Origin of the sequence: Thiomonas sp. X19 (assembly GCF_900089495.1) — a bacterium.
Taxonomy (GTDB): Bacteria; Pseudomonadota; Gammaproteobacteria; order Burkholderiales; family Burkholderiaceae_C; genus Thiomonas_A.
This window is the reverse complement of the sequence record NZ_LT605203.1, coordinates 1,789,270-1,810,619: the sequence shown is the minus strand read 5'-3', so window position 1 is coordinate 1,810,619 and position 21,350 is coordinate 1,789,270. Positions and strand designations below refer to the sequence as shown.

21 protein-coding genes are annotated in these 21,350 nt (G+C 62.3%); 18 read left to right on the top strand and 3 right to left on the bottom strand.

Annotated features, from left to right (window positions below; all coding sequences use genetic code 11):
- Window positions 1-300: 300 nt before the first annotated feature.
- The gene (locus THIX_RS08455; protein ID WP_086558138.1) at window positions 301-1,626 is read left to right on the top strand and encodes an IS110-like element ISCARN20 family transposase; all 1,326 of its coding nucleotides are present in this window, start codon (window positions 301-303) and stop codon (window positions 1,624-1,626) included.
- Here THIX_RS08455 and THIX_RS08450 read toward each other — a convergent pair.
- From THIX_RS08450 to THIX_RS08435, 3 genes are all read right to left on the bottom strand, one after another.
- Window positions 1,568-3,118 (bottom strand): TolC family protein, encoded by a 1,551-nt coding sequence (locus tag THIX_RS08450; protein WP_233224465.1) that lies wholly within the window; start codon window positions 3,116-3,118, stop codon window positions 1,568-1,570. The two genes, THIX_RS08455 and THIX_RS08450, sit on opposite strands and share 59 nt — an antisense overlap.
- Before the next feature lie 84 nt (window positions 3,119-3,202).
- A complete protein-coding gene (locus THIX_RS08445) occupies window positions 3,203-3,568 on the bottom strand; it encodes a metalloregulator ArsR/SmtB family transcription factor (RefSeq protein WP_158540833.1) in 366 nt (121 codons plus the stop codon).
- A gap of 213 nt (window positions 3,569-3,781) precedes the next feature.
- Complete coding sequence (locus THIX_RS08435; protein WP_146748481.1) at window positions 3,782-4,891, bottom strand: hypothetical protein; 1,110 nt, start codon at window positions 4,889-4,891, stop codon at window positions 3,782-3,784.
- Between the two features lie 411 nt (window positions 4,892-5,302).
- Here THIX_RS08435 and THIX_RS08430 point away from each other — a divergent pair, with 411 nt between their 5' ends.
- From THIX_RS08430 to THIX_RS08360, 17 genes are all read left to right on the top strand, one after another.
- Window positions 5,303-5,701 carry a hypothetical protein gene (locus tag THIX_RS08430; RefSeq protein WP_112485882.1) on the top strand — a complete coding sequence of 133 codons (399 nt, stop codon included), beginning with the start codon at window positions 5,303-5,305 and terminating at the stop codon, window positions 5,699-5,701.
- Window positions 5,702-5,816: 115 nt separating this feature from the next.
- A complete protein-coding gene (locus THIX_RS23350) occupies window positions 5,817-5,963 on the top strand; it encodes a hypothetical protein (protein ID WP_158540832.1) in 147 nt (48 codons plus the stop codon).
- A 262-nt stretch (window positions 5,964-6,225) separates the two neighbouring features.
- Window positions 6,226-6,561 (top strand): hypothetical protein, encoded by a 336-nt coding sequence (locus tag THIX_RS08425; protein WP_146748480.1) that lies wholly within the window; start codon window positions 6,226-6,228, stop codon window positions 6,559-6,561.
- 48 nt (window positions 6,562-6,609) lie between these two features.
- Window positions 6,610-6,795, top strand: coding sequence for a hypothetical protein (locus THIX_RS08420; RefSeq protein WP_112485880.1), 186 nt, complete (start codon window positions 6,610-6,612; stop codon window positions 6,793-6,795).
- A 14-nt stretch (window positions 6,796-6,809) separates the two neighbouring features.
- Window positions 6,810-7,502, top strand: a complete 693-nt coding sequence (gene trbJ, locus THIX_RS08415; RefSeq protein WP_112485879.1) for a P-type conjugative transfer protein TrbJ — start codon at window positions 6,810-6,812, stop codon at window positions 7,500-7,502.
- Window positions 7,503-7,537: 35 nt separating this feature from the next.
- Window positions 7,538-7,843, top strand: a complete 306-nt coding sequence (locus THIX_RS08410) for a hypothetical protein (RefSeq protein ID WP_112485878.1) — start codon at window positions 7,538-7,540, stop codon at window positions 7,841-7,843.
- Window positions 7,844-7,855: 12 nt separating this feature from the next.
- Window positions 7,856-9,547, top strand: a complete 1,692-nt coding sequence (gene trbL, locus THIX_RS08405; RefSeq protein ID WP_112485877.1) for a P-type conjugative transfer protein TrbL — start codon at window positions 7,856-7,858, stop codon at window positions 9,545-9,547.
- 3 nt (window positions 9,548-9,550) lie between these two features.
- Window positions 9,551-9,820, top strand: coding sequence for a hypothetical protein (locus tag THIX_RS08400; protein WP_146748479.1), 270 nt, complete (start codon window positions 9,551-9,553; stop codon window positions 9,818-9,820).
- Window positions 9,821-10,049: 229 nt separating this feature from the next.
- On the top strand, window positions 10,050-10,484 hold the full coding sequence (locus THIX_RS22945; RefSeq protein ID WP_146748478.1) for a hypothetical protein: 435 nt from the start codon (window positions 10,050-10,052) through the stop codon (window positions 10,482-10,484).
- A 29-nt stretch (window positions 10,485-10,513) separates the two neighbouring features.
- A complete protein-coding gene (locus THIX_RS08395) occupies window positions 10,514-11,287 on the top strand; it encodes a hypothetical protein (protein ID WP_112485875.1) in 774 nt (257 codons plus the stop codon).
- Entirely contained in the window at window positions 11,280-11,585 is a 306-nt protein-coding gene (locus tag THIX_RS08390; protein ID WP_112485874.1) for a hypothetical protein, read from the top strand. The genes THIX_RS08395 and THIX_RS08390 overlap by 8 nt, the downstream gene beginning before the upstream one ends.
- The gene (traI, locus tag THIX_RS08385; protein ID WP_112485873.1) at window positions 11,575-14,034 is read left to right on the top strand and encodes a TraI/MobA(P) family conjugative relaxase; all 2,460 of its coding nucleotides are present in this window, start codon (window positions 11,575-11,577) and stop codon (window positions 14,032-14,034) included. Before THIX_RS08390 ends, traI begins: the two co-directional genes overlap by 11 nt.
- Before the next feature lie 230 nt (window positions 14,035-14,264).
- Window positions 14,265-15,620: an ATP/GTP-binding protein gene (locus THIX_RS08380; RefSeq protein ID WP_233224464.1), complete on the top strand. Its 1,356-nt coding sequence runs from the start codon at window positions 14,265-14,267 to the stop codon at window positions 15,618-15,620.
- A 101-nt stretch (window positions 15,621-15,721) separates the two neighbouring features.
- Window positions 15,722-16,126, top strand: coding sequence for a hypothetical protein (locus THIX_RS08375; RefSeq protein WP_233224727.1), 405 nt, complete (start codon window positions 15,722-15,724; stop codon window positions 16,124-16,126).
- Window positions 16,127-16,168: 42 nt separating this feature from the next.
- A complete protein-coding gene (locus tag THIX_RS08370) occupies window positions 16,169-17,683 on the top strand; it encodes a site-specific DNA-methyltransferase (protein ID WP_112485870.1) in 1,515 nt (504 codons plus the stop codon).
- Window positions 17,684-17,688: 5 nt separating this feature from the next.
- On the top strand, window positions 17,689-20,361 hold the full coding sequence (locus THIX_RS08365) for a DEAD/DEAH box helicase (RefSeq protein WP_112485869.1): 2,673 nt from the start codon (window positions 17,689-17,691) through the stop codon (window positions 20,359-20,361).
- Window positions 20,361-21,281, top strand: a complete 921-nt coding sequence (locus tag THIX_RS08360) for a restriction endonuclease (protein ID WP_112485868.1) — start codon at window positions 20,361-20,363, stop codon at window positions 21,279-21,281. Before THIX_RS08365 ends, THIX_RS08360 begins: the two co-directional genes overlap by 1 nt.
- The last annotated feature ends 69 nt before the right edge of the window (window positions 21,282-21,350 follow it).

Sequence of the window (21,350 nt, the reverse complement as noted above, 5' to 3'; positions counted from 1 at the left end):
CCCTCGATCTCATTGCCCGGCGCACCACTCGTGAGCATCCCAAGCCCCTGGGGGCGCCCGGCGTTCGCGAAGAAACGATCTTTGGGCTACAAGGTGAACGGCAGTGCCGAGATGACCGACAAGTCATTGGTGCGAGCCTGCGGCGTTGTAGGACGCCGTGAGGTGAGCCCGCTCGTGAGCATGGTCCGGGAATCGTCGGCGACAGTGGTGAGCACAGCGATGTGCATCCCGTTTGAGAGATCGAGTCGAATTCGACGACTCCCATGGCGCTGCCGTTCGTTGACAATCTTGGAGCAAACGATGGCGATGCGCAAGCGAGATGATGATCTGGTCTTCCCCAACGCGGCGGGTATCGACGTAGGAGGGTCGAGCCACTGGGTGGCGGTACCCCGGCAAGCCTGCGACGAACCGGTGCGCGAGTTCGGTGCGATGACCGACGATCTGCACGCCATGGCCGACTGGCTGCTCGCGTGTGGGGTCGACACCGTGGCGCTGGAGTCCACCGGGGTGTACTGGATCCCGGTGTTCGAGGTGCTGGAGCAACGCGGCTTGACGGTGTTTTTGGTCGATGCGCGGCAGATGAAGTATGTGCCTGGGCGCAAGAGCGATGTGCAGGACTGCCAGTGGTTGCAGAAGTTGATGAGCCTGGGGTTCTTGCGCGCGGCGTTCCGCCCGACCGATGAGGTCTGTGTGGTGCGTGCCGTGGCCCGTCAGCGCGACGTGCTCTTGGCCGAGCAGGCCAGTTGGGTGCAGCGCATGCAAAAGGCGCTGGTGCAGATGAACATCCAGCTCACCGAGGTTCTGACCGATGTCATGGGACTGACGGGACAAGCCATCATCCGCGCCATCGTCGCTGGCGAGCGCGACCCCAAGACGCTGGCCCGGTATCGCAACGCTCGTGTCAAGGCCAGTGAGACGGAGATTGCCAAGGCCTTGACGGGCAATTGGCGCGATGAGCACCTGTTCGTGCTGCGCCAGGCGCTGGCGATGTATGACGACATTGCCCGGCACCTGGGCGAATGCGACGCCAAGCTGCAAGGACTGCTGAGCCAGCTTGGCGCGGCCAAGGTCGATCTGGGCAAGACGCCTCGTGCAGGCAGCAAGCTGCGCGCGCAGTTCGACGCACGCCAGATTCTGGCCAACTGGGCCGGCGTCGATCTCACGCGCATCAACGGCCTGGGTCTGGCTGCGGTGATGAAGATCCTCTCGGAGGTCGGCCCCAACCTGAGTCGCTTTGCCAACGTCAAGCACTTCTGTTCTTGGTTGGGGCTGTGTCCGGGCACGAAGATCAGCGGCGGCAAGGTGCTGTCAGCCAAGACCCGGCGATCCGCCAATCGGGTCAGGCAGGCGCTGAAGATGGCCGCGATGAGCCTGTCGCACAGCGACTCGGCCCTCGGCGCGTTCTACCGCCGCTTGTCGGGCCGCATGGACAAGCCGCGTGCCAATACCGCCACCGCGCACAAGCTGGCGCGCATGGTGTATTTCATGCTGACGCGTGGCGAGGCGTTCGTCGATCAAGGCCAGCAGCGCTATGAAGATCAGCAGCGCGAGCGCTCAATCGTCGCCCTCAAGCGCCGCGCCGCTGCCCTTGGCTTCCAGATCCATCCAAACCCGGTGCCAGCATGAAACCGGCCTTCAACCCATTTTGTTTCTTGAGAGATGCTTGGCCAAGGCCGAGCGTGGCGACGGGTGGCAATGGCGCGCTGCCGTCCAAGGGCTGCTGCACAGCATCTTCAAGGCGCCCCAACGCGCGTTCGCTCTCCGCCTGCGCCGTCAGGCGATGCAGCCTCGCAACAACCGTCTGGAGTTGAGCGCGGACCGTGGCCAGCCGGTCGACCTCCCCAGCCGCGAACTGGGCGGAGATCTGCTGCGCATCCTGCTGCTGCTCTGCCACGATGTTGTTCGTCGCATTCCAGATCTGTACGGAGCTTTGATAAGCGGCCAAGCCACGCTCGACTTGCGTCAAAACGTGAAGCTGCAGGACCTGGAAGCGGGCTGCCACCTCGGCACGCCGCGCATTGGCCTCGGCAATTTGTCCCTGATTTTGATTGAACACCGGCAGGCTCAGCGACAGTCCCAGCGACCAGCGCTGGTCGCCTTGGTCCCATTCATAGCCCGGGCCAAGCTGGAATTGCGCGTATTGCCTGGCCATCTCCCGGCGCAAGCCGGCCTCGGCTGCGGAATACTGATCCAGTGCAGCGCGGACATCCAAGCGGTCAAGCAATGCCGCGCGCTGCACGGCGGGGGAAGGCAACCGCTTGCGCGTAGGCGGGTCTTGAATGCCTGAAAAATCAATCCGCAGATGGGCCAGGGCATCCAGCGGTAGCCCGAGGGCGCCAGCCAGGGCTGCGCGCTGATCGGCAACCTGACCTTGCGCGCTCAGCACTCCCGCTTGGGCCTGCTGCTCCTGGATGCGTGCCATGGACAATGTGCTGGCGGTGATGGCTCCCAGCACGTCTTGCTGCTGCAGCAATTCCAGCGCTCTCTTGCGAAGGGCGAGTTCCAACTTCAGCACATGAACGCGCTGCAGCGCCGCATCGAGTCCTACGAATCGCACCCTGACTGCGCTTCGAATCGGCCAGGCAGCCGCCGCCAGTTCGAGATCGGCCGCGTCTGCCAGCGCATCGGCTTGGGCGACACGCGCTTGACGCAGTTCTGTGCTCTGCCAAGGGATTCCCAGCGCGAGGCCATAGGACCAAGGCGAGAGGCCTGCCGGTGCCAAGCTGTGGTGTTGCTCGAAAAGGTGAAGGGATGGGTTGGGCAACTGCGCTGCAGTTTCCGTTCCAGCGCGAGCCCGTTGCCATTGCGCGCGAGCGACCTTGAATTGGGGGTTGTCGTACAGAGCCAGCAGAGTCAGGCTGCTCAGATCCCAAGAAGGCAGTGGCCATGGCGTCACGGTTTGGCCATGGGCTGCCAGGAAAGCCCGCAACCCCGCTGCATTCACGTCTCGTGCTTGAAGTGCGGCGGCATCCTGCGCTGGGATGAGAGGCTGGGGTTGGTAACTCGCACAGCCGCCGAGCAGCAGAGCGAACAGCAATGCGCCACCCCAACCCCTTCGAAACTGGGCACAGGACGACGCTTTGGTTCTTCGAAGCTGGTCGCCGGCTGTGGCACGCATGGAGGGCATGGGGTTGATGGGATCCGTTCGCCACGCATGCTATGCGCGTATATGGGCAATTACGCATATTAGAAAGTAAAAAAGTTATACGATGCCGTAGCCCAACGTACAGCGACCCGCTGTTCGCATGTCTAACCGCGTTTGAAGTCGAGCCGCATCCGCAGTGAGCAACTGCGCATCCAGGTCATGGGCTTGGGCGGTTTGCAGCACCGCCTTGATCAGGGCGGCATGCTCGGGGGCAAGGCGGTAGTAGATCCAGGTTCCATCACGCCGTTCCACCACCCATCCTCCCTTGCGCAATCCAGCGAGATGGCGTGAGACCGTGTACTGAGGAGTCTGCACCGCATCCACGAGCTCACACACGCAACATTCATCCAGCGTTAACAAGTGGAGAATCCGGTAGCGCGTTGGATCGGCGAAGAGCTTGAAGAAATTGGCTGCTTTGGACATATGCGCATAGAAGCACATAGAAGCTGGCAAGTCAAAGGTTAGCGACCCACGCCGCGAGTGCATGCCTGTCGTTTCACCGGTTTGTTGCTTTCAGATGGCCAAAGCCGGCACCCAGGCGTAATAGCCGTTGAGCAGATAGACCCCGAACAGAATCAACGTGATGCCGCCAGCGGCTTCGAACAGGCGTCGGTAGGCGCCCAAGCGCCGGAGGTTTCAGCGTGAGCGCCGTTTCCGCGGCCGCAACTCCGCCATCACCATGCGCTCGAATGCTTCCAGAGCCGCCACGGCGTCAAGCTCCATCTCCTGCTCCGCCCACTGTTCCTGCCGACGCATCCAGGCCTTGAGCGCCTTGGGATTGTCGGCGCGGGCGAGCAGGTCTTCGATCTCCTGGCGGGCCTCGTCGAGGCCAAGCAGTGAAGCTTCGAATGCGCGCTGGATGCGCTGGGGATGGATCGCGCCATCGTCCAGCTCGGGAAAGGCATTGCGGATGCCGAACTCGATCTCCTTGATCTTGTGCTCGACCTCACGCAACTGGCGCTTGAGCGCAGCGGAAAACACCTTGAACTGCGCCTCGGCCATGCTGGCAAGCTGGGCCGGATCGATCATGGCGATTTCGAGTTGCAGGCTCAACAAGGTGTGCAAGTCCTGCTCGGCATGGGCCTTGTTCGCGCGCTGCAGCAACGTGGTCTTGTGCGCCTTGCGCGCTGCGTCCGTCTCGCGATCGGGGTGCAAGGCGCTGGCGAGTTTGCGATAGATGCTGCGAACGGTCTGCGCTTGCTGCGTATCCTGGCGCGGTGCGCGTGCGGGATGGGCGATCTGCTCCTTGGCGGCCGACGCCGCAGCTTCCTGGAACTGCCGAAACAGCGCTTCCTCGTCGACATCCGCGCCGGGCTGTGGCGGGAGATCGTCGAAGCCAAAGAGATCATCGGTCGAATCGTGCTGCGCCGGGCGTTCAGGCGGCGCGTAGCGCTGCATGAGAGCGCGAACCATTGCATCGTCTTCAGCCAGCAGGATATCGGCCCCGATGTCCTGCACGATCTCACGGATGCGGCGGCGATCGGTGGGGTTGAACCGGGCATCGCCATAGGCGGTGTCGAGCTTGTGGAGCAGTGCCTTGCGCACGGCGTTGAAGGCCTGCAGTCTGGGAGACTGCGCCTGAAGACAGTTGGCCTGGAACTCGGGCATGAATTGCTCCCACTGCGCCAGAGTCTTCCGGGCGCGTTCGAGCTTGCGCACGAGGGTGTTGAAGGCGCGCTGGTTTTTGCTCAGGGGCGCTTGGCTGGACGGGGGTGACAGGACCAGTTTGGACGGACGGGGTGGCATGAAAGGCAAACTTGCGGCGGAGGAGACAGCGCCATTTTGCGTGAAGGGGCAAATGGGTGAATGAGCCATGATGCACCACGTCGGCGGACTCGGAGTTTGACCCGGTACCCGATCTGCATTCGAACCCAAGCACTACAGCAAGGATCTACGACCGCGCAAAAGGAGGTTCGACGGAAGGGTCTGTGAAGCCGTTTCGGAACCTCAAAATTCCCACAGTGGGAATTTTCGTGCACCCGCAAAGCAAAACAGGCCCGCAAATGGCCTGCAAGCTATTGATTTCTTTGGGGTGGCTGATGGGACTCGAACCCACGACAACAGGAATCACAAAACGGAAACGTCCATCCAGCATCAAAGAAATCAATAACTTGCGTTGCTCCAACAAGCGGAAATCGGCTTGATTGAGGAACAAATATGGAACAACGCAAGACACCCCCGCGCAGCCTCGCCGCAGGCATCAGGACACTATCCGATCGCGCAGCTTTCCGCCTCCTGCTTGCAGGACGATGTCTGCGTCTGCGCCACCACAAGATCGAAACCCAGCCTGGCGAGACCTACCCCATGGCTGTGCTGCGCTTCGTCAAGGCCATGCCTGCGGACGCCCACGACAGCCTGCGCGGAGAAATCGACTTTCTCGAATCGCTCGGCGCCGATGGCGCCCCGAGCGAAACGATACGCGAGCGCTGGGCAGGTCGCGCCCTTCCTTTCGACAGCCCAAAGCTGCCTTTTGACAGCCCAAAGACCGAAGCGCCGGCAGGCGCGGAACACGCTGCAGTGACCAGCCCCGGCAGGGGCGGCGCAACGTCGCGCTGAATCCCATCAATAGCCGCGCATTCGCGGCAGGANTTCATTTTGCTTACAGGCGGGACACCAATTTTGATGACGAAAATTTCACGATGTGGAAATTTGTGATGCGTGCTTACGCGCCATGTCACAAGAACAGTTCTCATTTGTCCCCTCGCAAAACCCGCAGCAAGGATTTGGCCTTCGCGCCGATTTCACCGATCAGCATGAAAAGACGCGCCCGCACAGCGACGGCAAAAAACAGCAATGCATGCGAACAGCGCCCGCCTGAGGCGGGCGAGGGCCGGCACGGCCCAAGGGCCGCGCCGGGTTGTCGGGTCCGTGGTTCGCACCAGCCCTGTGCGGGGTTCTGCCGTTTGGAGCCGGGGCGACTTCCCGCGCCTTTCGGGGACAGCAACGGTCGCGCCATGCTCGCTGCGCTGCGCGTGGCACGCCCGTCGCAACCCCTCATGCCGCTGCGCGGCACCGGCTTGGAAGCTCGGCCTGTGACCCGGCTCCAAACGGCAGAACCCAACCACCACAGGAGAGCAGCCATGCGCGACACCACGACCCCGACAACCAACGAATCCCTCCGGGGGGACCCTCACCAAACGGCAGGGGTGAACAGCGTTCAGCAACGAGACGAAATCCGGGCATTGCTAGAGGCGAAAGGCTACCACCCCAGCAGCCCCTGGATCAGCATCCTGACCATGGACCCTAACGACTTGGACCCTAACGGCACCAACGGGGCCGCAGCGCGCGAAAGATTCATCCTCTGCATCCGCTGCCAGTTGGACGACCGCCGACGTGGCCGAGCGCCGAGCGCGGGATTGGACCTCGAAACTAGTCGCAGCCTCAGGTCCCTCGGCGGCCTGCTGCGCGCCTGGTGAGGCGCCCGGCGCTGAACGGCAGAACTCAACCACATCAGGAGAAGCACGATGACCGACACCCTGCAATTCCAGGACCACGGCCCCATCAACGATGCCGTCGAAATCATTGGCGAACGCCGTGGCTGGGGTATCGCCTGTGGAATCCTCCAGGCACACCTGGAACTGCTCGCCGAAGGGAAGGAAACGATCGGCGAGGCAATCGAGCGACTCGGCCAGTTCGCCAGCAGCCTGTGACCAGGAGCAAAACCATGAAGAAACGCATTCTCACCCTCGCCGCACTCGCGGCCATCATCACGACGCCAGCGCACGCCACGGGCATGATCGCCGGGGCCACGTTCCCCGAGCAGATCGTGCAGGAACTGACGCTGGTCGAGCAATACGCCACGCAGGCGCAGCAGCTCCAGGCGCAGTTCCAGATGGTGTTCAACCAGGCGCGCAACCTGCAGAACATGCCGCAGCAGCTCTGGACCAACGCGGCGGCTCCGCTTCAGCAACTGGTCCAGCTCGTCGGCAATGCCCAGGGGCTGAGCTACGCGTCGCAAAACACCGTGGCCGCAATCCAGCAGCAGTACGGAGCGCCGAACGCCGTGCTCGCCAACTATGCGCAGAGCCTGTCGCAGTGGACGGACAACCTCGATCATCAGATTGCCGGCACGCTGCAGCAATACCAGCTCAGCAGCGCGAATTTCCAGACCACCCAGTCTGCCCTACAGGCGATCCAGAACGCCAGCCAGTCGGCATCAGGGCGCATGCAGGTGCTGCAGGCCGGCAACCAGATTTCCGGGCTGATGGTCAACCAGATGCAGAGCCTGCAGGCGGACATCGACGCGGGCAACCAGGCGCAGCTCAATGCACTGAGCCTCATTGCCCATAGCAAGAACGATCCAACGCAAGGCGCAGCCGCAACCCTCAACGCCCCCATCCAACCTGGCGGATTCTGAGTCGTCGCCACGTCCCTCATCCATAGGAGCTTCTGATGAAACCCACCTTCCGCCTGTTCGCCTGCTTGCTGTCTCTGTCCGCCCTGGGTGCGTGCTCGCACGGCTCCGGTTCCACCGGCCCGAGCCCTTATTCCGGGCACGACAAGGCATGGTTCAGCGCGCACCTCAAAGAGCGCGCCGCCGAAGTGAAGTGGTGCAACAACAACGAGGGATACATCAATCCCTATCAGCCGCCACACCGGGCCGATCAGGCCAAGACGTGGGATCCCGCCTGCGATGCCGCATCGAACTCCTTCTACGACGAACAAAACAGTGCCAAACCCGGCCCTGGGGCTTTCTGATCGGGGGTTGCCATGAGAAAAACATCCATCAAGTGGGGCGGCGTGCTCGTCCTGCTGCTTGCAGGCGCGACGGCGCACGCGGCACCGGCGAACAGCGCTGGCTACCTCGACGCCATCGCCACGAACTTCCAGACCGCCTCGGGCGGATGGATGACCACGGCGCAGGGCTACGCCTTCAGCATCTTTACGGGCCTGGCCGGCCTCGATCTGGCCTGGTGGGGCATCAAGAATGTCCTCAAGAAGAACGACCTGTCCGACTTCTTCGCCGGCATGACGCTCAAGGTGTCTTCCCTGGCGTTCTTCTACACGATCATCAAGGAGGCGCCGACCTGGATGCCGATGATCCTGCAGAGCTTCACCAAAATGGGGCAAGGAATCGGGGGCGCGAGTGCGGCGGCGATGACCCCCTCGGGAATCATCGGACAAGCCTTCTCCGTGATCGACAAGCTTTGGGCCGCGTTCGAGGCGCAGCCGGGCGGGATCCTGCACGTGGGGAGCAACTTTCTGCTGGCAATGATCGTCGCCCTGACGTCGGTCATGGCGCTGATCGGTTTCAGCCTGGTCGCGTTGCAGCTTTTGATGACGCTGATCGAAAGTTACCTCGTTGGCGGCGCAGGTCTTGTGCTGCTGGGATTCACTGGATCGGGACTGACCAGCACCTTCGGAGAGACGTACATCGGCTACATGGTCAGCGTAGGAATCAAGCTGCTGATCATCTATGCCATCGCGGGGCTTGGTGGAAACCTCATCAGCAATGAGATCGCCTACATCAACCATTGGATGACGAGCAAAAAATCCCTGCCGCCGATGGATTTGCTCTCGGTCGGCACGGCGATGCTGATCTACGGCGTGATGGGCATGCAGGTTCCGGGGCTGGCTGCATCCATGATGAATGGCAGTCCGAGCATGACGCTGGGCAACGTCGCGGGTGGTGCGGCTGGCGTCGCCGCCGGCGTGGCTGGTGCCGGAGCTGCAGCCGTTGCAGGCTACGCCGGCGCCGTTGGCGCCGCGCAGGGCGGATTGAACAAGCTGGCCGGGCTCGTGGGCGCGGGCTCCGGTGGTTCGGGCGCCGCTGCTGGTGGGATTGGTGGTGCCGACAAGCTCGCGTCTCTCGGGGCCATGACCGGCGCTGGCGGCGGCTCACCAGGCGGCATCGGCGGATCGAAGCCAGGCGCTCGTTCGATGGGCAGCGTTGGCGGAGCAGGGAGCGCACCGGGCGGACCTGCTCCTGCCTCTGGTGCGCCTTCCAAAGGCGTTGCGGACGCAGGGCGCATGGGCAATTCAGGCGCTGGGGCGAGCAAAGGCACTGTGACGCCAAACACTGCAACGACCGGCACGAAAGCGCAATCCATGATGACCGACAAGCTCACGCAAGGGCAGTTGCAGACTGGCCCCGCCAGTCCGCTGTCTGCGCGGCTCAAACAGGATGGGCAAAGCGGCGCAGGCGCTTCAGCGGCTTCTTCCGGTGCCAGTCCGACGGCTCCTGCAACTGGTGGCGCGGACGCGCTCGGTGCACCGAACTTGCCGACTGGATCGGGAGCCAGTGACGCAGGAACGCATGCAGGCGAGAAGGGGGACGAAGGGAAATCCCCATGGAACGTGATGAAAGACGGGCTCGGACGCGCTGCAGGGACCAAGGACGACATTGCGCGCCACGAAGGCGGTGGCGGCGGTATCCAGATTCGAATCGGTCATTCGGAGTAAGCCATGAGAAATCAGATGCGCGATGAGTTGCTTGCTGAGTTCAGAAGTCGCTTGGCGTGGAACATCAAGCACGACAAGAAAGCTGTCTTGATCGGTCTGATCAAGCTGGTCAATGCCGCATGGATTGCAGGGCTTTGGCAGATCGGCTTCCCAACGGGAATTCCGCTGATTCTGTGGCTCGGATTCTTTGCGTCAACCATGGCGTTTGCTTGGCATCTTGAGCAACTCAGGGCACATGAGACGCTTGGCAACGCTGCCGATTCTGCACCCTGATGCAACCGCAAGCAGACAACAAGATATGAGCGAACGGACTGTGGATGTTTTGGTTGTACAGGGTATGCCATTGGCAGCCAAACGCGATCTGCGATCACGTTTCTCTGTCATTGGCGCGCTGGTCAGGCTGCGCCCGACACCCGCACGGCAAGCCGTGTTGTTTGCCTCTCCGCACCGTTGGTTTGTCGCAGCAATTTGAGCGTGGCGCCGCCACCGAAAGGATCTAAACATGAGCACCCAGAACCCTGACAACACCCCGGGGGATAAGCGCCTCAAGAAGCTGGTTGCCGCCGATGCGGTACTCGAATCCCTACTGGGTCGAGAGAAAGGGAGTGTCGTCCTGCAATACGTCAAGTCCCATGCGGGCGAGATCCAGAGACTTCTCGCGCACGGACTGTCTGCAAGCCGCATCTCCGAACTATTGGCAGCTCCGTTGGACGCACGCCCTTCTACTGTTCTGGCAGCGCTCCACGAGACTGGTCTGGTGCAAAAAAGGCCTAAGAAAAACGGGGGACGTGTCGCTGCTGCTCCCCTTGTCGAATCGCCCTCCGCGTCCACGCGCAAACAACCTTCGCCAGGCGATCACGTCGCCTCCGACTTGGCGACGAATGGCACCGATCCGAGGCCATCAGCACGCGGCAAGTTCATCGGCGAAAACACCTGAATCACACCACCACCCTGAAAGGAAACACCATGCTGAAAACTTTCCTCATTGACGGCGACAAAGGCGGCGTAGGCAAGACGCTGACCGCCCGCGCCTTGCTGTCCTATTTCTATGCCGCGCGTGAAGATGTGCGCATCGCGGCCATCGATGCAGACCAGTCAAACCCGGACGTTTGTGGGAAGGGCGGCGTCGAACGCGATCACCGCGTGTGTCTGAGCGAACTCGTTGCACTCGGGGAGAAAGACGGCTGGCTCGATCTTGCGCAATCAATGGACCCTTTGCTGGGTTTCAAGGATGACGTGCGTTGCGTCATCAACCTGCCGGCGCAGATTGGCATGCGCGCATTTATCGCCGGGGAAAGCTTGGCGGATGAGTACGCGGAGCCATACAACATGATTCCGGTCTGGGTCATCGGCCCCCGCCCAGAGAGCATCGCCGCGCTCGACTACCGCGTCAAAAATTTCCCCACGTTGTTCCGTCGCGGGGCCGTTGTTCGCAATCAGCACCTTGGCAGCCCCGATGACTTTGCCGCATGGGATGCAAGCCCGCTGCGCCAACGCCTGACGGCCGCTGGTTGGGTCGATGTGGCGCTGCCCACGATGAGCCCGCGCCTTGTCGAGATGTTGGGCAGGAAGCTACCCATTGCTGGGATGGCGAGCTCGACCGGATCGGGTGAAGTTGGCCCATTCTCGAACAGTCCCTGGAACGGTTGGCTGCCCTGGGGGTACAGACTGGCCCTCACTGCCTGGCTTCGGAAAAGCGATGCTTCCATGAGCCAGATCGAGGCGCTTGGCGATGCGTGACGGAGGCAGTCGATTCACGGTGCGCTTTCGCCCGGACGATGCGAATGCGGTTCGGCTCATGGCCGACGCATCCTTATTGACTGTTGCGGAATTTCTGCGTGGTCGCGCACTGGCCGAAGACATGCAAGTGCGCCGCCTCGCAGCGTTGCACGCCGAGCTGCGCAAGCTGGGCGGTCTGCAGAAGCATCTCGTGATGCAGCGCACCTGGTCAGTCAGCGACCGCGATCAGTTCGAATCGGTCATGCGGGCTTTCATCGTCGCGGCAAAGTCCATTCAGGACGTTCTGGATGCTCGGTAAAGTCATCCGCAAGACGAGCGCCGGAAGTGGGAAAGGCTTCGGCGACGTGGTGCGCTACGTCGCCCGGGACCGCGACGATCAGGTCGCATTGCGTGAGCGCTTTGGCGCACCGGACATGGGCACGATCAATCTGGATTGCCCACTCGACGCGCACGAGGATCGCATGAGCGCCATTGCCATCCTCGACAGCACGGCGGCAGCCGTGCAGGCCAGGCGGCAGACTGGACACCCGGCGTATCACATCGAGTTCTCGTGGAAAGAGGGTGAGCACCCCACACGCCAGCAGGTTGCGCAGGCCGCAGACCACGTGATGCGATCCGTGGGCATGGCCGAGCATCAAGCCATCTGGGCCATTCACAAGGACACCGACAACGACCATGTGCACCTGGTCGTCAACCGGGTGCATCCCGACACGCACCGCATCCAGAAGGTGCCGGGTTGGGACTGGCTCAAGCTGGACAAGGCCATGCGGGAGATCGAGGGCGTGCAAGGCTGGCGGCACGACAACGGGCCGTGGATCGCCGTGCAGCGTGAAGGACCCGGCCAGAAGCCGGAACTGGACATTGTCCGCATGAGCCGCACTGAGCGGGCGCAGCGCGGTCTTCTCAAAGACTCCGACATGCGGGTCAGCGACAAGGCGCACCGCGCCGAGCAAAACATCGGGGCCGACGCGTTCCAGCGATGGGTCGCAGGCAGCCCCGGCAGAGCGATCAAGGCAACGCTGGCCAACCCTGGCGCAACGTGGGACACCATCCACCAAGCCGCGGCGCAGTATGGCTGCATCATCCAGCCCAAAGGCTCCGGGATGATCGTCACAACGACGCTGGACGATGGCCGCGTGCTGGCCGCCAAGGCGTCACAGCTTGGACGCTGGGCAAGCAAGGCAGAGCTGGAAAGGAAGCTGGGGCCGTACCGGCCACCCGACGCAACTCAGACCGAACCAAGCCTGACCTATCAACGCGTGCTCGATGGCGGCAAGGGGCAGCTCCACGGCCCGAGCGTGCGCGGGGATCGCGCAGACAGGACAGACCGGCGACTTGAGCGTCAGGCCGCGCGCAAGGAGCTGGCCGAGCGGTTCAAGCATGAGCAAGCTGCATTGCGGGCAAGGCGCCCCGCCCTGCGCAAAGCGCTGACCGAACGGCACCGGGCCGAGCGGCAAATGCTGACAGCGGAATTGCGCCGGATGCGCGCGACGGCCATTGCCGAACACAAGCGCGACGGCATGCTCCCACAGGTGGCAATTGCTTATCAGGCGGGGGTGGCTGCGGCACGGCGCGAGGAACTGCAGAAGCGCCAGGCCGCAGAGCGCAAAGAGATCGCGGCCAAGGTCCCGCGCGCCCAGGTCTGGCGCACGTGGCTTGAGCAGCAGGCCGAGCAGGGCGACGAAGCCGCCCAGGCTGCGCTGCGCGGGATCCGTTACCGCGAGCAGCGCAAGAGCAAGGCGTATCCGCAACAAGATGGCATCGAGGGCGAAGAACTCGACCCATTGCGCAATCTCACCGTGGCCGCACTGCACGCCGAGATCGACCACAAGCGTCAACTGGTGATCTATCGGGGAAAGGATGATCGGGAGAAGTTCACCGACACCGGGCCGCGCATCGTCATGCACGACAAGGCGGACGACAGCCTGGAAGCTGCACTGCGCATCGCCGCGCAGAAGTATGGCGGCAAGGTCGCCATTACCGGCAGCAGCGAGTTCCGCGAACGCGCCGCCCGCCAGGCGGTGCGGCTCGGCATCACCGTGACCGATGACGATCTGCAGGCGATCGTTGCCGATGCGCAAGCCAAGCAGAAGCTGGCTGCGGTCAAGCCTTCCGTCTCCGCCTCGGAGCGACATGCTTCTCGACCCGCGTCGATCTCACCCATGGCTGGCCAAGGCATTTTGGGACGCTTGTCCGGCGAAGGCTGGCGGGCGCTTGAAGCGGCTGGGCGCGGGACACCACTCTCGGCCAAAGAGCGGGCCGTGCTCACCGATCCCGCTCGGACGGTGCTTATCGATGAGCGCGACAAGCTGACAGAGCTAGGGCGGGCCGCGTATGAATCAATGCAAGAAATGTTGGCTCGGGAGCGCGGGCACCAAAGCGGCGCAAGCGTATCCACAAAACCTGTGGGCAACTCCGCGCCGGCCCCGACCCAAGCCGCACCGGAGCAAGCGCGGCCTGCGGCGCCCGAAAAACAAGCAACTGCGCCTGCATCGACCAGCCACGCGCAAGCGATGGAACAAGCGATGGAACATTGGTTGGACGGCGACTGCAGCAGCGGGCCGGTCAAGGCGTTTATTGCGGCGCATGACCGGGCCACGCGCCAAGGAGTCAATGGGCACACGCTGATTGCCGAAGTCGTGGATCGAGTCGTCACCCGTCGCGGCGACGGTGTGGCCGCCGGCCTCGGCGGTTTCATGGCCTCGATCGAGAGACAGCGCAAGCGGGAGCAAGGGATGGGGCGGTGAACACAGTTTGACGTCGATCGAGCAGCGATTGCGCAGGCCCAAGCAAGTGATCGGCAACGTGGCCGGGGACGCTAACGCGGGGCCGCGCTTGGGAAGCCGAGAAAAACTATCGCAAGCACAATCAATCACTTGCGAACGCTCGAGAACGACCGCCCCGATGTGCTTACGGGCAGCTCGTTCATTGATCGCCGTTGTGCCATCTCCTGTGATCCGCTCGAACACGCTGTCGGGTGCGCACCACCGAGCCCCTGCCCCGTGAACGCCAGGCCTACGGCTGGTTCACGTTGCGGCAACGAAAGCGGGGCTGTGCAGAACACGCCCCGCCAGCGCCAAGTACACTACACTCATTTCGCACGAAATTTCGTACGAATACGACAATAGGAGTCCGCCCCATGCTACATAGCTACGCGGCAACCAATTTCCAGTCGTTCCTGGATCGCGTGGAGGTCGATCTTGCCGTCAACCAGCGCGCGCCCGACACGGACTGGATGGCGACCAGCGCATCCGGTCAACGTGTGTCCAAAGTATTGGGCGTCATCGGCGCGAACGCTTCGGGCAAGACTGCATTGCTCAAACCTTTGGCGTTTCTGGGCTGGTTTCTGAGTGCCTCGTTCCAGCAAACGCAGCCGGGAACGCCCATCCCGGTGTCGCCGCATTTCGCCAACAGCGCCGAGCCGGTGGAGCTGGAATGTACAGCCGAGATCGACGGTGAATTGTGGCGCTACGCGCTGCGCTGCACACCCCAACGTGTCCTGCACGAAGCGCTGTACCGCAAACATGACCGCTTTCGTTATGTGTTCATCCGAGATTGGCATGAGGACAAAGCTGCATACAGCGTGCGACAACAAGAATTTGGCCTCGACCCGAGCAAGGCGGTGGAAGCGCGGCCAAATGTCTCACTGATTGCCTGGGCTGCGCAGTACGGCGTGCCAATGGCGCTCAAACTCGCCACGCCCATCGTCAGCAGCAACGTGAACATGGTGGGCCGTGTCCAGACGGGCGATCTGGCCGTGCTGCAGGCCGGTAAGAGCTTTTACGAGAACCCGCCCCTACGCGAGCAGATGGAGCGCCTGCTCTGCACCTGGGATCTGGGTCTGTCGGGCCTGAGTATCCGCGAGTCCGAAGTCGCGCAGAACCTTTTGAACCCCGACATCAAGCAAAAGGTGTGGATGCCCTATGGCCGCCATGCCAGCCACGGTCAGAATTTCGAGCTGCCTTTTTTCCTGGAATCCAACGGCACCAAGAGTGCATTCTCCTTGCTCTCTTTCTTGCTGCCCACGTTGAGCAAGGGCGGTTTGGCCGTGATTGATGAATTCGAGAGTGACTTGCACCCTCACATGCTGGCGGCGATTCTCGATCTGTTTGCCAGCCGGCGAACCAATCCGCACAACGCCCAGTTAGTGTTCACCAGCCACGCCATCGAGGTGTTGAACTTACTGGACAAGCAGCAGATCATGCTGGTGGAGAAGAATCCCGATTGTGAAAGCGCTGCCTCGCGGCTCGATCAGATCAGCGGCGTGCGCAGTGATGTCAGTTTGTACGCCAAATACATGGCCGGTGCGTTTGGCGCGGTGCCCAATCTGTGATGGCGCCGCGGCATCCAATTCGCCCGCAATACCGTACCCTACTCCTTGTCGGTGAGGGCGAAACCGAACAGGCCTTTCTGCAACACGTCAAGGCGCTGTATGTGCAGCGCGGCAGCGGCTTGCGGGTGACCGTGCGTTGCGCACATGGCAAAGGCGCGGGGCATGTGGTGGACTACGCCATCCGCCAGCGCATTCATCAGTTCGATCATGTTGCCGCGCTGCTTGATACCGATGCCGGATGGAGCGCGGCAGTGCAAAAGCGTGCACGGGAAAAGCGCATTCAGGTGTTGAAGTCAGAGCCTTGCTTTGAGGCCATGCTGCTGCGCGCCATCGGCCAATCCGCAAACGGCTTGACCAAAGACTTGAAGACCCGGCTGTCGCCATTCGTCCAGGGTGATGCGCTCAATCCGCACAATTACGCGACGCACTTCGGTGTTGATGCTCTGTATGCCGGGCGAGGCATCGAGCCAACACTTGATGAATTGCTGCGCTTGCTCGCAGCGTAAGCATCGGCGACCACGCGTCAACCCAACACAAGACAACACTCCATGCCTTTTCTCGATTGGGTCAACAAAAACCAAGCCAAGGAAACGTCGCGCGACGTGCCCTATCACCTGCTTCACCAGGAACAGACCTACGGCGACGCTGCCGACAACCTGCTGATCCAGGGCGACAACCTTCTGGCCCTCAAGGCGATGATCCCGTTCTACGCGGGTCAGGTCAAGTGCATCTTCATCGACCCGCCGTACAACACCCAGAGCGCGTTCGAGCATTACGACGACAAGCTGGAGCACAGCCAGTGGCTATCGATGATGTATCCGCGCTTGGTGCTGCTGCGCGATCTGCTGGCCGAGGACGGCTCGATCTGGGTGACCATCGACGACAACGAGGCGCACTACCTCAAGGTGTTAATGGATGAGGTGTTCGGGCGCGGGAATTTTGTAGCCTCAGTGATCTGGCGAAAGAACTATGCGCCGAAGTCCAGTGCTCGGCATTTTTCGGTTGATCACGATTACATCCTGGTCTATGCCAAGGCAGCTGCCGAATGGATTCCCAATCCGATGTCACGTAGTGCGGACCAGGATGTGGTTTACAAGAATCCAGACAGCGATCCTCGGGGAAGGTGGCGGCCAGACAACTTGTCAGCACGTAATCCGTACAGCCTCGGTACGTATGCGGTAACTACTCCGGGTGGGCGAGTGATTGCGGGGCCTCCGCCCGGACGCTATTGGGCTATCTCGCATGAAAAGTTGGTCGCTCTCGACGCGGACGGTCGGATTTGGTGGGGCAAGGATGGGATGAATGTGCCCGCCCTCAAACGGTTCTTAAATGAGGTCAAACAGGGCCGAGTCCCGCAAACTTACTGGGCATGGGAAGATGTCGGACACACCCAAGATGCCAAAAAAGAAGCTGTGCTGCTCTTGCCGGATGACCCGTTCGGTACGCCAAAGCCTGAAAGATTGTTGCAAAGAATTCTGGAAATCGCATCCAACCAAGATGACTTGATTTTGGATAGCTTTCTTGGTGGGGGCACCACCTCCGCTGTAGCCCACAAGATGGGACGTCGCTGGATCGGCATCGAAATGGGCGAGCATGCCCGCACCCATTGCATCCCGCGCCTGCAAAAGGTCATCGACGGCGAGCAAGGTGGCATCAGCGAAGCCGTGAACTGGAAAGGCGGCGGCGGTTTCCGTTTCTACAGCCTGGGTGAAACCGCCTTCGACGCCCACGGTCACATCAACGCTGGAGTTCGCTTTGCGACGCTCGCCGCCTATGTCTGGCATCTCGAAGTGGGCGAGCCGGGTGCACATGCCTTCGACTCGCCCTTGCTGGGCATCCACAATGGCACGGCCTTCTACTTGCTCTACAACGGCATTCTGGGCGACCGCAGGCCCGCAGGCGGCAATGTGCTCACCCAGCCCGTTCTGCAGCATCTGAATGTGTTGGCCGCGCATGCCGGCCCGAAGGTCATCTACGGCGAAAGCAGCCGCCTCGGCCCGGCGCGGCTCGCGGCAGAGGGCATCACCTTCAAGCAGATTCCCTACGACATCAAGATGCGCTGACCGTCATGCTCGCCCTCAAGACCTACCAGCAGCAAACCCTTGATGCGCTCACCGCGTTTTTGCAGCGCTGCCGCAGCCAGCCCGTGGCCACGGCATTCGCCGCCACCCTGGCCGGACAAGAGCGTGCCGTTCCTTACCAGCCGATCTTCGGCGACACCCCCGCCGTGTGCCTGCGCATCCCGACCGGCGGCGGCAAAACCCTGCTGGCCGCGCACTGCATCGCCGCGACATCGCGCACCCTGCTCGACACTGACGCGCCCGTGGCGCTGTGGCTCACCCCCTCCGACACCATCCGCACCCAGGCGCTGGACGCCCTGGCCAACGTGCGGCACCCATACCGCCAGGCGCTCGCCCATTCCTTCGGCGACCGCGTCCAGGTGTGCGACCTTGACAGCCTGCAGACCATCAGCCCACAGGACGTGGGAAAAGCGGCCATCGTGGTGGTGGCCACCATTCAGTCCTTCAACGTCAGCAATACCGCCCAACGCAACGTCTACGCCTTCTTCGAGGAACTGGCGCCGCACTTCGACAACCTGCCGGCGCACCTCACGCAGGGGCTGGAGAAGGTGACCGCCGCCGACCTGGTGAGCCAGCCCTACCTGACCGAGAAAGACGTTGGGCGGGTGAAGTACTCCGTGGCGAACTGGCTGCACCTGCAGTGCCCGGTGGTCATTGTGGACGAGGCGCACAACAACCGGACTGAGCGCTTCTTCCAGACGCTGGGGCGGGTGAATCCAAGCTGCATCATCGAACTCACTGCCACCCCCGTTCCCGGCAACAACGTGCTGCACCACGTCAGCGCCCAAGAACTGAAGGCCGAGCAGATGATCAAGCTGCCCATCGTGCTGGCCGAACATCCGCAGGGCTGGCGCGACTGTGTGGCCGATGCCATCCGCACCCGTGATCAGCTGGAGACCACCGCGCAGACGGAGCCCGACTACATCCGCCCCATCGTCCTGATCCAGGCAGCGCCCAGGGGCAACGAGGCCACGGTCGACGTGGTGCGCCAATACCTGCTTGATGACCAGCACATCCCCGAGGACCAGATTGCCGTGGCCACCGGCGCGCAAAAGGAACTCGACGGCATCGACCTGTTCGACCGCGCGTGTCAGATTCGGTACGTCATCACGGTGGAAGCGCTCAAGGAAGGCTGGGATTGCTCCTTTGCTTATGTGCTGGCTTCCCTGCAATCCGTGAACTCGGCCAAGGACGTGGAACAGTTGCTCGGGCGCGTGCTGCGCATGCCCTATGCCCGTTCCCGGCAGCAGGAGGCCTTGAACAAGGCCTATGCCCACATCATTGCCGAGAACTTCGCCCAGGCTGCGTCCACGCTCAAGGACCGCATGGTGCAGAACATGGGCTTCGAGCGTTTCGAGGCCGCAGCGGCCTTGCTGCCGCAGGGCTGGCTCGATTTGCAAGGGGGACAAGGCCGGGTTCCGCAGGCAATTCCCGACTTCACCTTCCAGGTTTCGCAAGTCCCGGACACCCAGCACTGGCCCGAACAGGTACGGCAAGCCGTGGAGATCCGCCCGACCACACAGGGGGTGACCGTCATCCTGCGTGGTGATGTCAGCGCCGACACCTTGGCCCAGACGCAAGCCTTCGTCGAGAACACCGTGTCCGCCAAGGAACGGGACAAGGTGCGCGATCAGTTCGACGACTTCCGCGCCATGCGCCAGGCAATGCGCGCCCCGGCACAACTGGGTGAGACCTTCGTCCCCATCCCGCAGCTCTGCCTGAACCTGGACGGCCACCTGGAAACCGTGGAGCGGGAGACACTGACCGGGCTGGGCGACTGGAACCTGTCCAACCAGGCCGCGCAACTGGCCGGGTTCAACATCGTCGAGACGGTGAACACCTTCCAGATCGACGTGAACGCCGCCCGCGTCGAATACCGCAAGATCGACACCGCGCAGTTGCATCTTGACGATGCGCCCAGCCATGTGTCCGAGCAGGACCTGGTGGCGTGGTTGGATCGGGAATTACGCCAGCCCGATGTATCCCAGCCGCAACTGCAGACCTATCTGCTGCGCATGGTGCAGCACCTGCTCCACGACCGGAGCATGACCCTGACCGCCCTGGTGCGGGCGCGGTTCCAGCTTGCGCAAGCGATTGAGCGCGAGATCGAGCGGCTTCGCCAACACGCGGTGGCGCAGGGATTCCAGCTTCGGCTGCCGGAGATGAGCGTGCCGCCGGCGGAACAAGCGGCGCCGCACAGTTTTCGCTTCGAGGCCGGTCAATATCCCGCAAGGAACGTCTACCGGGGCAGCTACCAATTCGAGAAGCACTTCTACCCGGTGATCCATGATCTTCGGGAGAAGACCCCCAGCGGACGGGACTCCGAAGAGTTCCAATGCGCCCGGCTGATCGACGCCCATCCGCAGGTGAGATACTGGGTGCGCAACATCGAGCGCCAACCCAGGTGTTCGTTCTGGTTCCCAACCGCCACGGACTACTTCTACCCGGACTTCGTGACCGAGCTGCAGGATGGCCGCGTGCTGATCGTCGAGTACAAGGGCGAGCCCTACGAGACCAACGATGACTCGCGCGAGAAAAAGCAGGCCGGTGACCAGTGGGAGCGCAGCAGCGGTGGTCGCTGCCTGTTCCTGTTCGCTGTGAAGCGTGATGAACAGGGGCGGGATGTGGCCGGGCAACTCGCTGCAAAGATTGGTGGCTGATGATGGCACGCCGCCGCAAGTCCAAGAGCCTCGGCGAGATGGGGTTGACGCTACTCGCCATCGGCGTGGGGGTGCTGGTTGCGCTGACCTTTCTTCGGAGCAGCCCGCTGACGATCATGTTCGAGGTCTTCCGCCCTTGGGCGTGGCTGGCTGTTGCCCTCGGGGCGTTCTTCTTGGGCCTGCACGTCCTGCCGTCCAACCGGGGCAAGGGTTTGGACTGGACGCCTGTGGAACCGGTCTTTGGAAGCCGTCGGACCGCGCCACCACGCCCTGCCGATCAGCCTAGCGGCGTGCTGATCGACGACGACATTCGCAACCGCTGGCGTCCAGCCGAGCGCACACCCGACACACCTGCACGTCCCATCGTCTGGTCACACGCTGTGTTCGACCTGATCGAGTGGCGGTGCTTTGAAACCCTGTGCGAAGCTTTGTTGCAACACGAAGGACACATCACGTCGTCGCAAGCGTTTGGCGCCGATGGTGGCATCGATATTCGACTCTACAGCGATGCATCCAAGGCGCAGTTGACCGGCATCGTGCAGTGCAAGAACTGGTCGGGGAAGAAAGTTGGTGAAGTGCAGATTCGCGAGTTCCTCGGTCTGAAAACAGATCATCGAGTCGCTACGGCCATTTACTTCACCTCGTCTACGTTCATGCCGGCAGCACAAGAGTTGGCCAGCAGGCACGACCTCACGTTGTTCGACGGAGCCCGTTTGCTTCGTCACATTCAGACCCAACCCGCCGAGGTGCAGCAGCATCTGCTGGCCGTTGCAACGGAAGGCGACTTCTGGCGTGCCACCTGTGTGAACTGCGGTTCCAAGATGACCCTGAAAACGAACTCCACCAACGGAACCCGTTTCTGGGCCTGCGGGCGCTGCCGCCACACCATGCCTGCACGCCAGAACGAAGGGGTGGCATGAAGCGCATTCCGTGGGCCGCGGCCATCGAGGTTGGTTTGCGAGCAAATGGCGCTGTGCCAGGGAGTAGAA

Coding starts and splice junctions, on each gene's coding strand:
- THIX_RS08360 (WP_112485868.1), top strand. CDS start 20,361: ATGATGGCACGCCGCCGCAAGTCCAAGAGCCTCGGCGAGATGGGGTTG.
- THIX_RS08410 (WP_112485878.1), top strand. CDS start 7,538: ATGAAACCCACCTTCCGCCTGTTCGCCTGCTTGCTGTCTCTGTCCGCC.
- THIX_RS22945 (WP_146748478.1), top strand. CDS start 10,050: ATGAGCACCCAGAACCCTGACAACACCCCGGGGGATAAGCGCCTCAAG.
- trbJ (WP_112485879.1), top strand. CDS start 6,810: ATGAAGAAACGCATTCTCACCCTCGCCGCACTCGCGGCCATCATCACG.
- trbL (WP_112485877.1), top strand. CDS start 7,856: ATGAGAAAAACATCCATCAAGTGGGGCGGCGTGCTCGTCCTGCTGCTT.
- THIX_RS08395 (WP_112485875.1), top strand. CDS start 10,514: ATGCTGAAAACTTTCCTCATTGACGGCGACAAAGGCGGCGTAGGCAAG.
- THIX_RS08435 (WP_146748481.1), bottom strand. CDS start 4,891: ATGCCACCCCGTCCGTCCAAACTGGTCCTGTCACCCCCGTCCAGCCAA.
- THIX_RS08455 (WP_086558138.1), top strand. CDS start 301: ATGGCGATGCGCAAGCGAGATGATGATCTGGTCTTCCCCAACGCGGCG.
- THIX_RS08425 (WP_146748480.1), top strand. CDS start 6,226: ATGCGCGACACCACGACCCCGACAACCAACGAATCCCTCCGGGGGGAC.
- THIX_RS08445 (WP_158540833.1), bottom strand. CDS start 3,568: ATGTCCAAAGCAGCCAATTTCTTCAAGCTCTTCGCCGATCCAACGCGC.
- traI (WP_112485873.1), top strand. CDS start 11,575: ATGCTCGGTAAAGTCATCCGCAAGACGAGCGCCGGAAGTGGGAAAGGC.
- THIX_RS23350 (WP_158540832.1), top strand. CDS start 5,817: ATGTCACAAGAACAGTTCTCATTTGTCCCCTCGCAAAACCCGCAGCAA.
- THIX_RS08420 (WP_112485880.1), top strand. CDS start 6,610: ATGACCGACACCCTGCAATTCCAGGACCACGGCCCCATCAACGATGCC.
- THIX_RS08390 (WP_112485874.1), top strand. CDS start 11,280: ATGCGTGACGGAGGCAGTCGATTCACGGTGCGCTTTCGCCCGGACGAT.
- THIX_RS08450 (WP_233224465.1), bottom strand. CDS start 3,118: ATGCGTGCCACAGCCGGCGACCAGCTTCGAAGAACCAAAGCGTCGTCC.
- THIX_RS08370 (WP_112485870.1), top strand. CDS start 16,169: ATGCCTTTTCTCGATTGGGTCAACAAAAACCAAGCCAAGGAAACGTCG.
- THIX_RS08400 (WP_146748479.1), top strand. CDS start 9,551: ATGAGAAATCAGATGCGCGATGAGTTGCTTGCTGAGTTCAGAAGTCGC.
- THIX_RS08430 (WP_112485882.1), top strand. CDS start 5,303: ATGGAACAACGCAAGACACCCCCGCGCAGCCTCGCCGCAGGCATCAGG.
- THIX_RS08365 (WP_112485869.1), top strand. CDS start 17,689: ATGCTCGCCCTCAAGACCTACCAGCAGCAAACCCTTGATGCGCTCACC.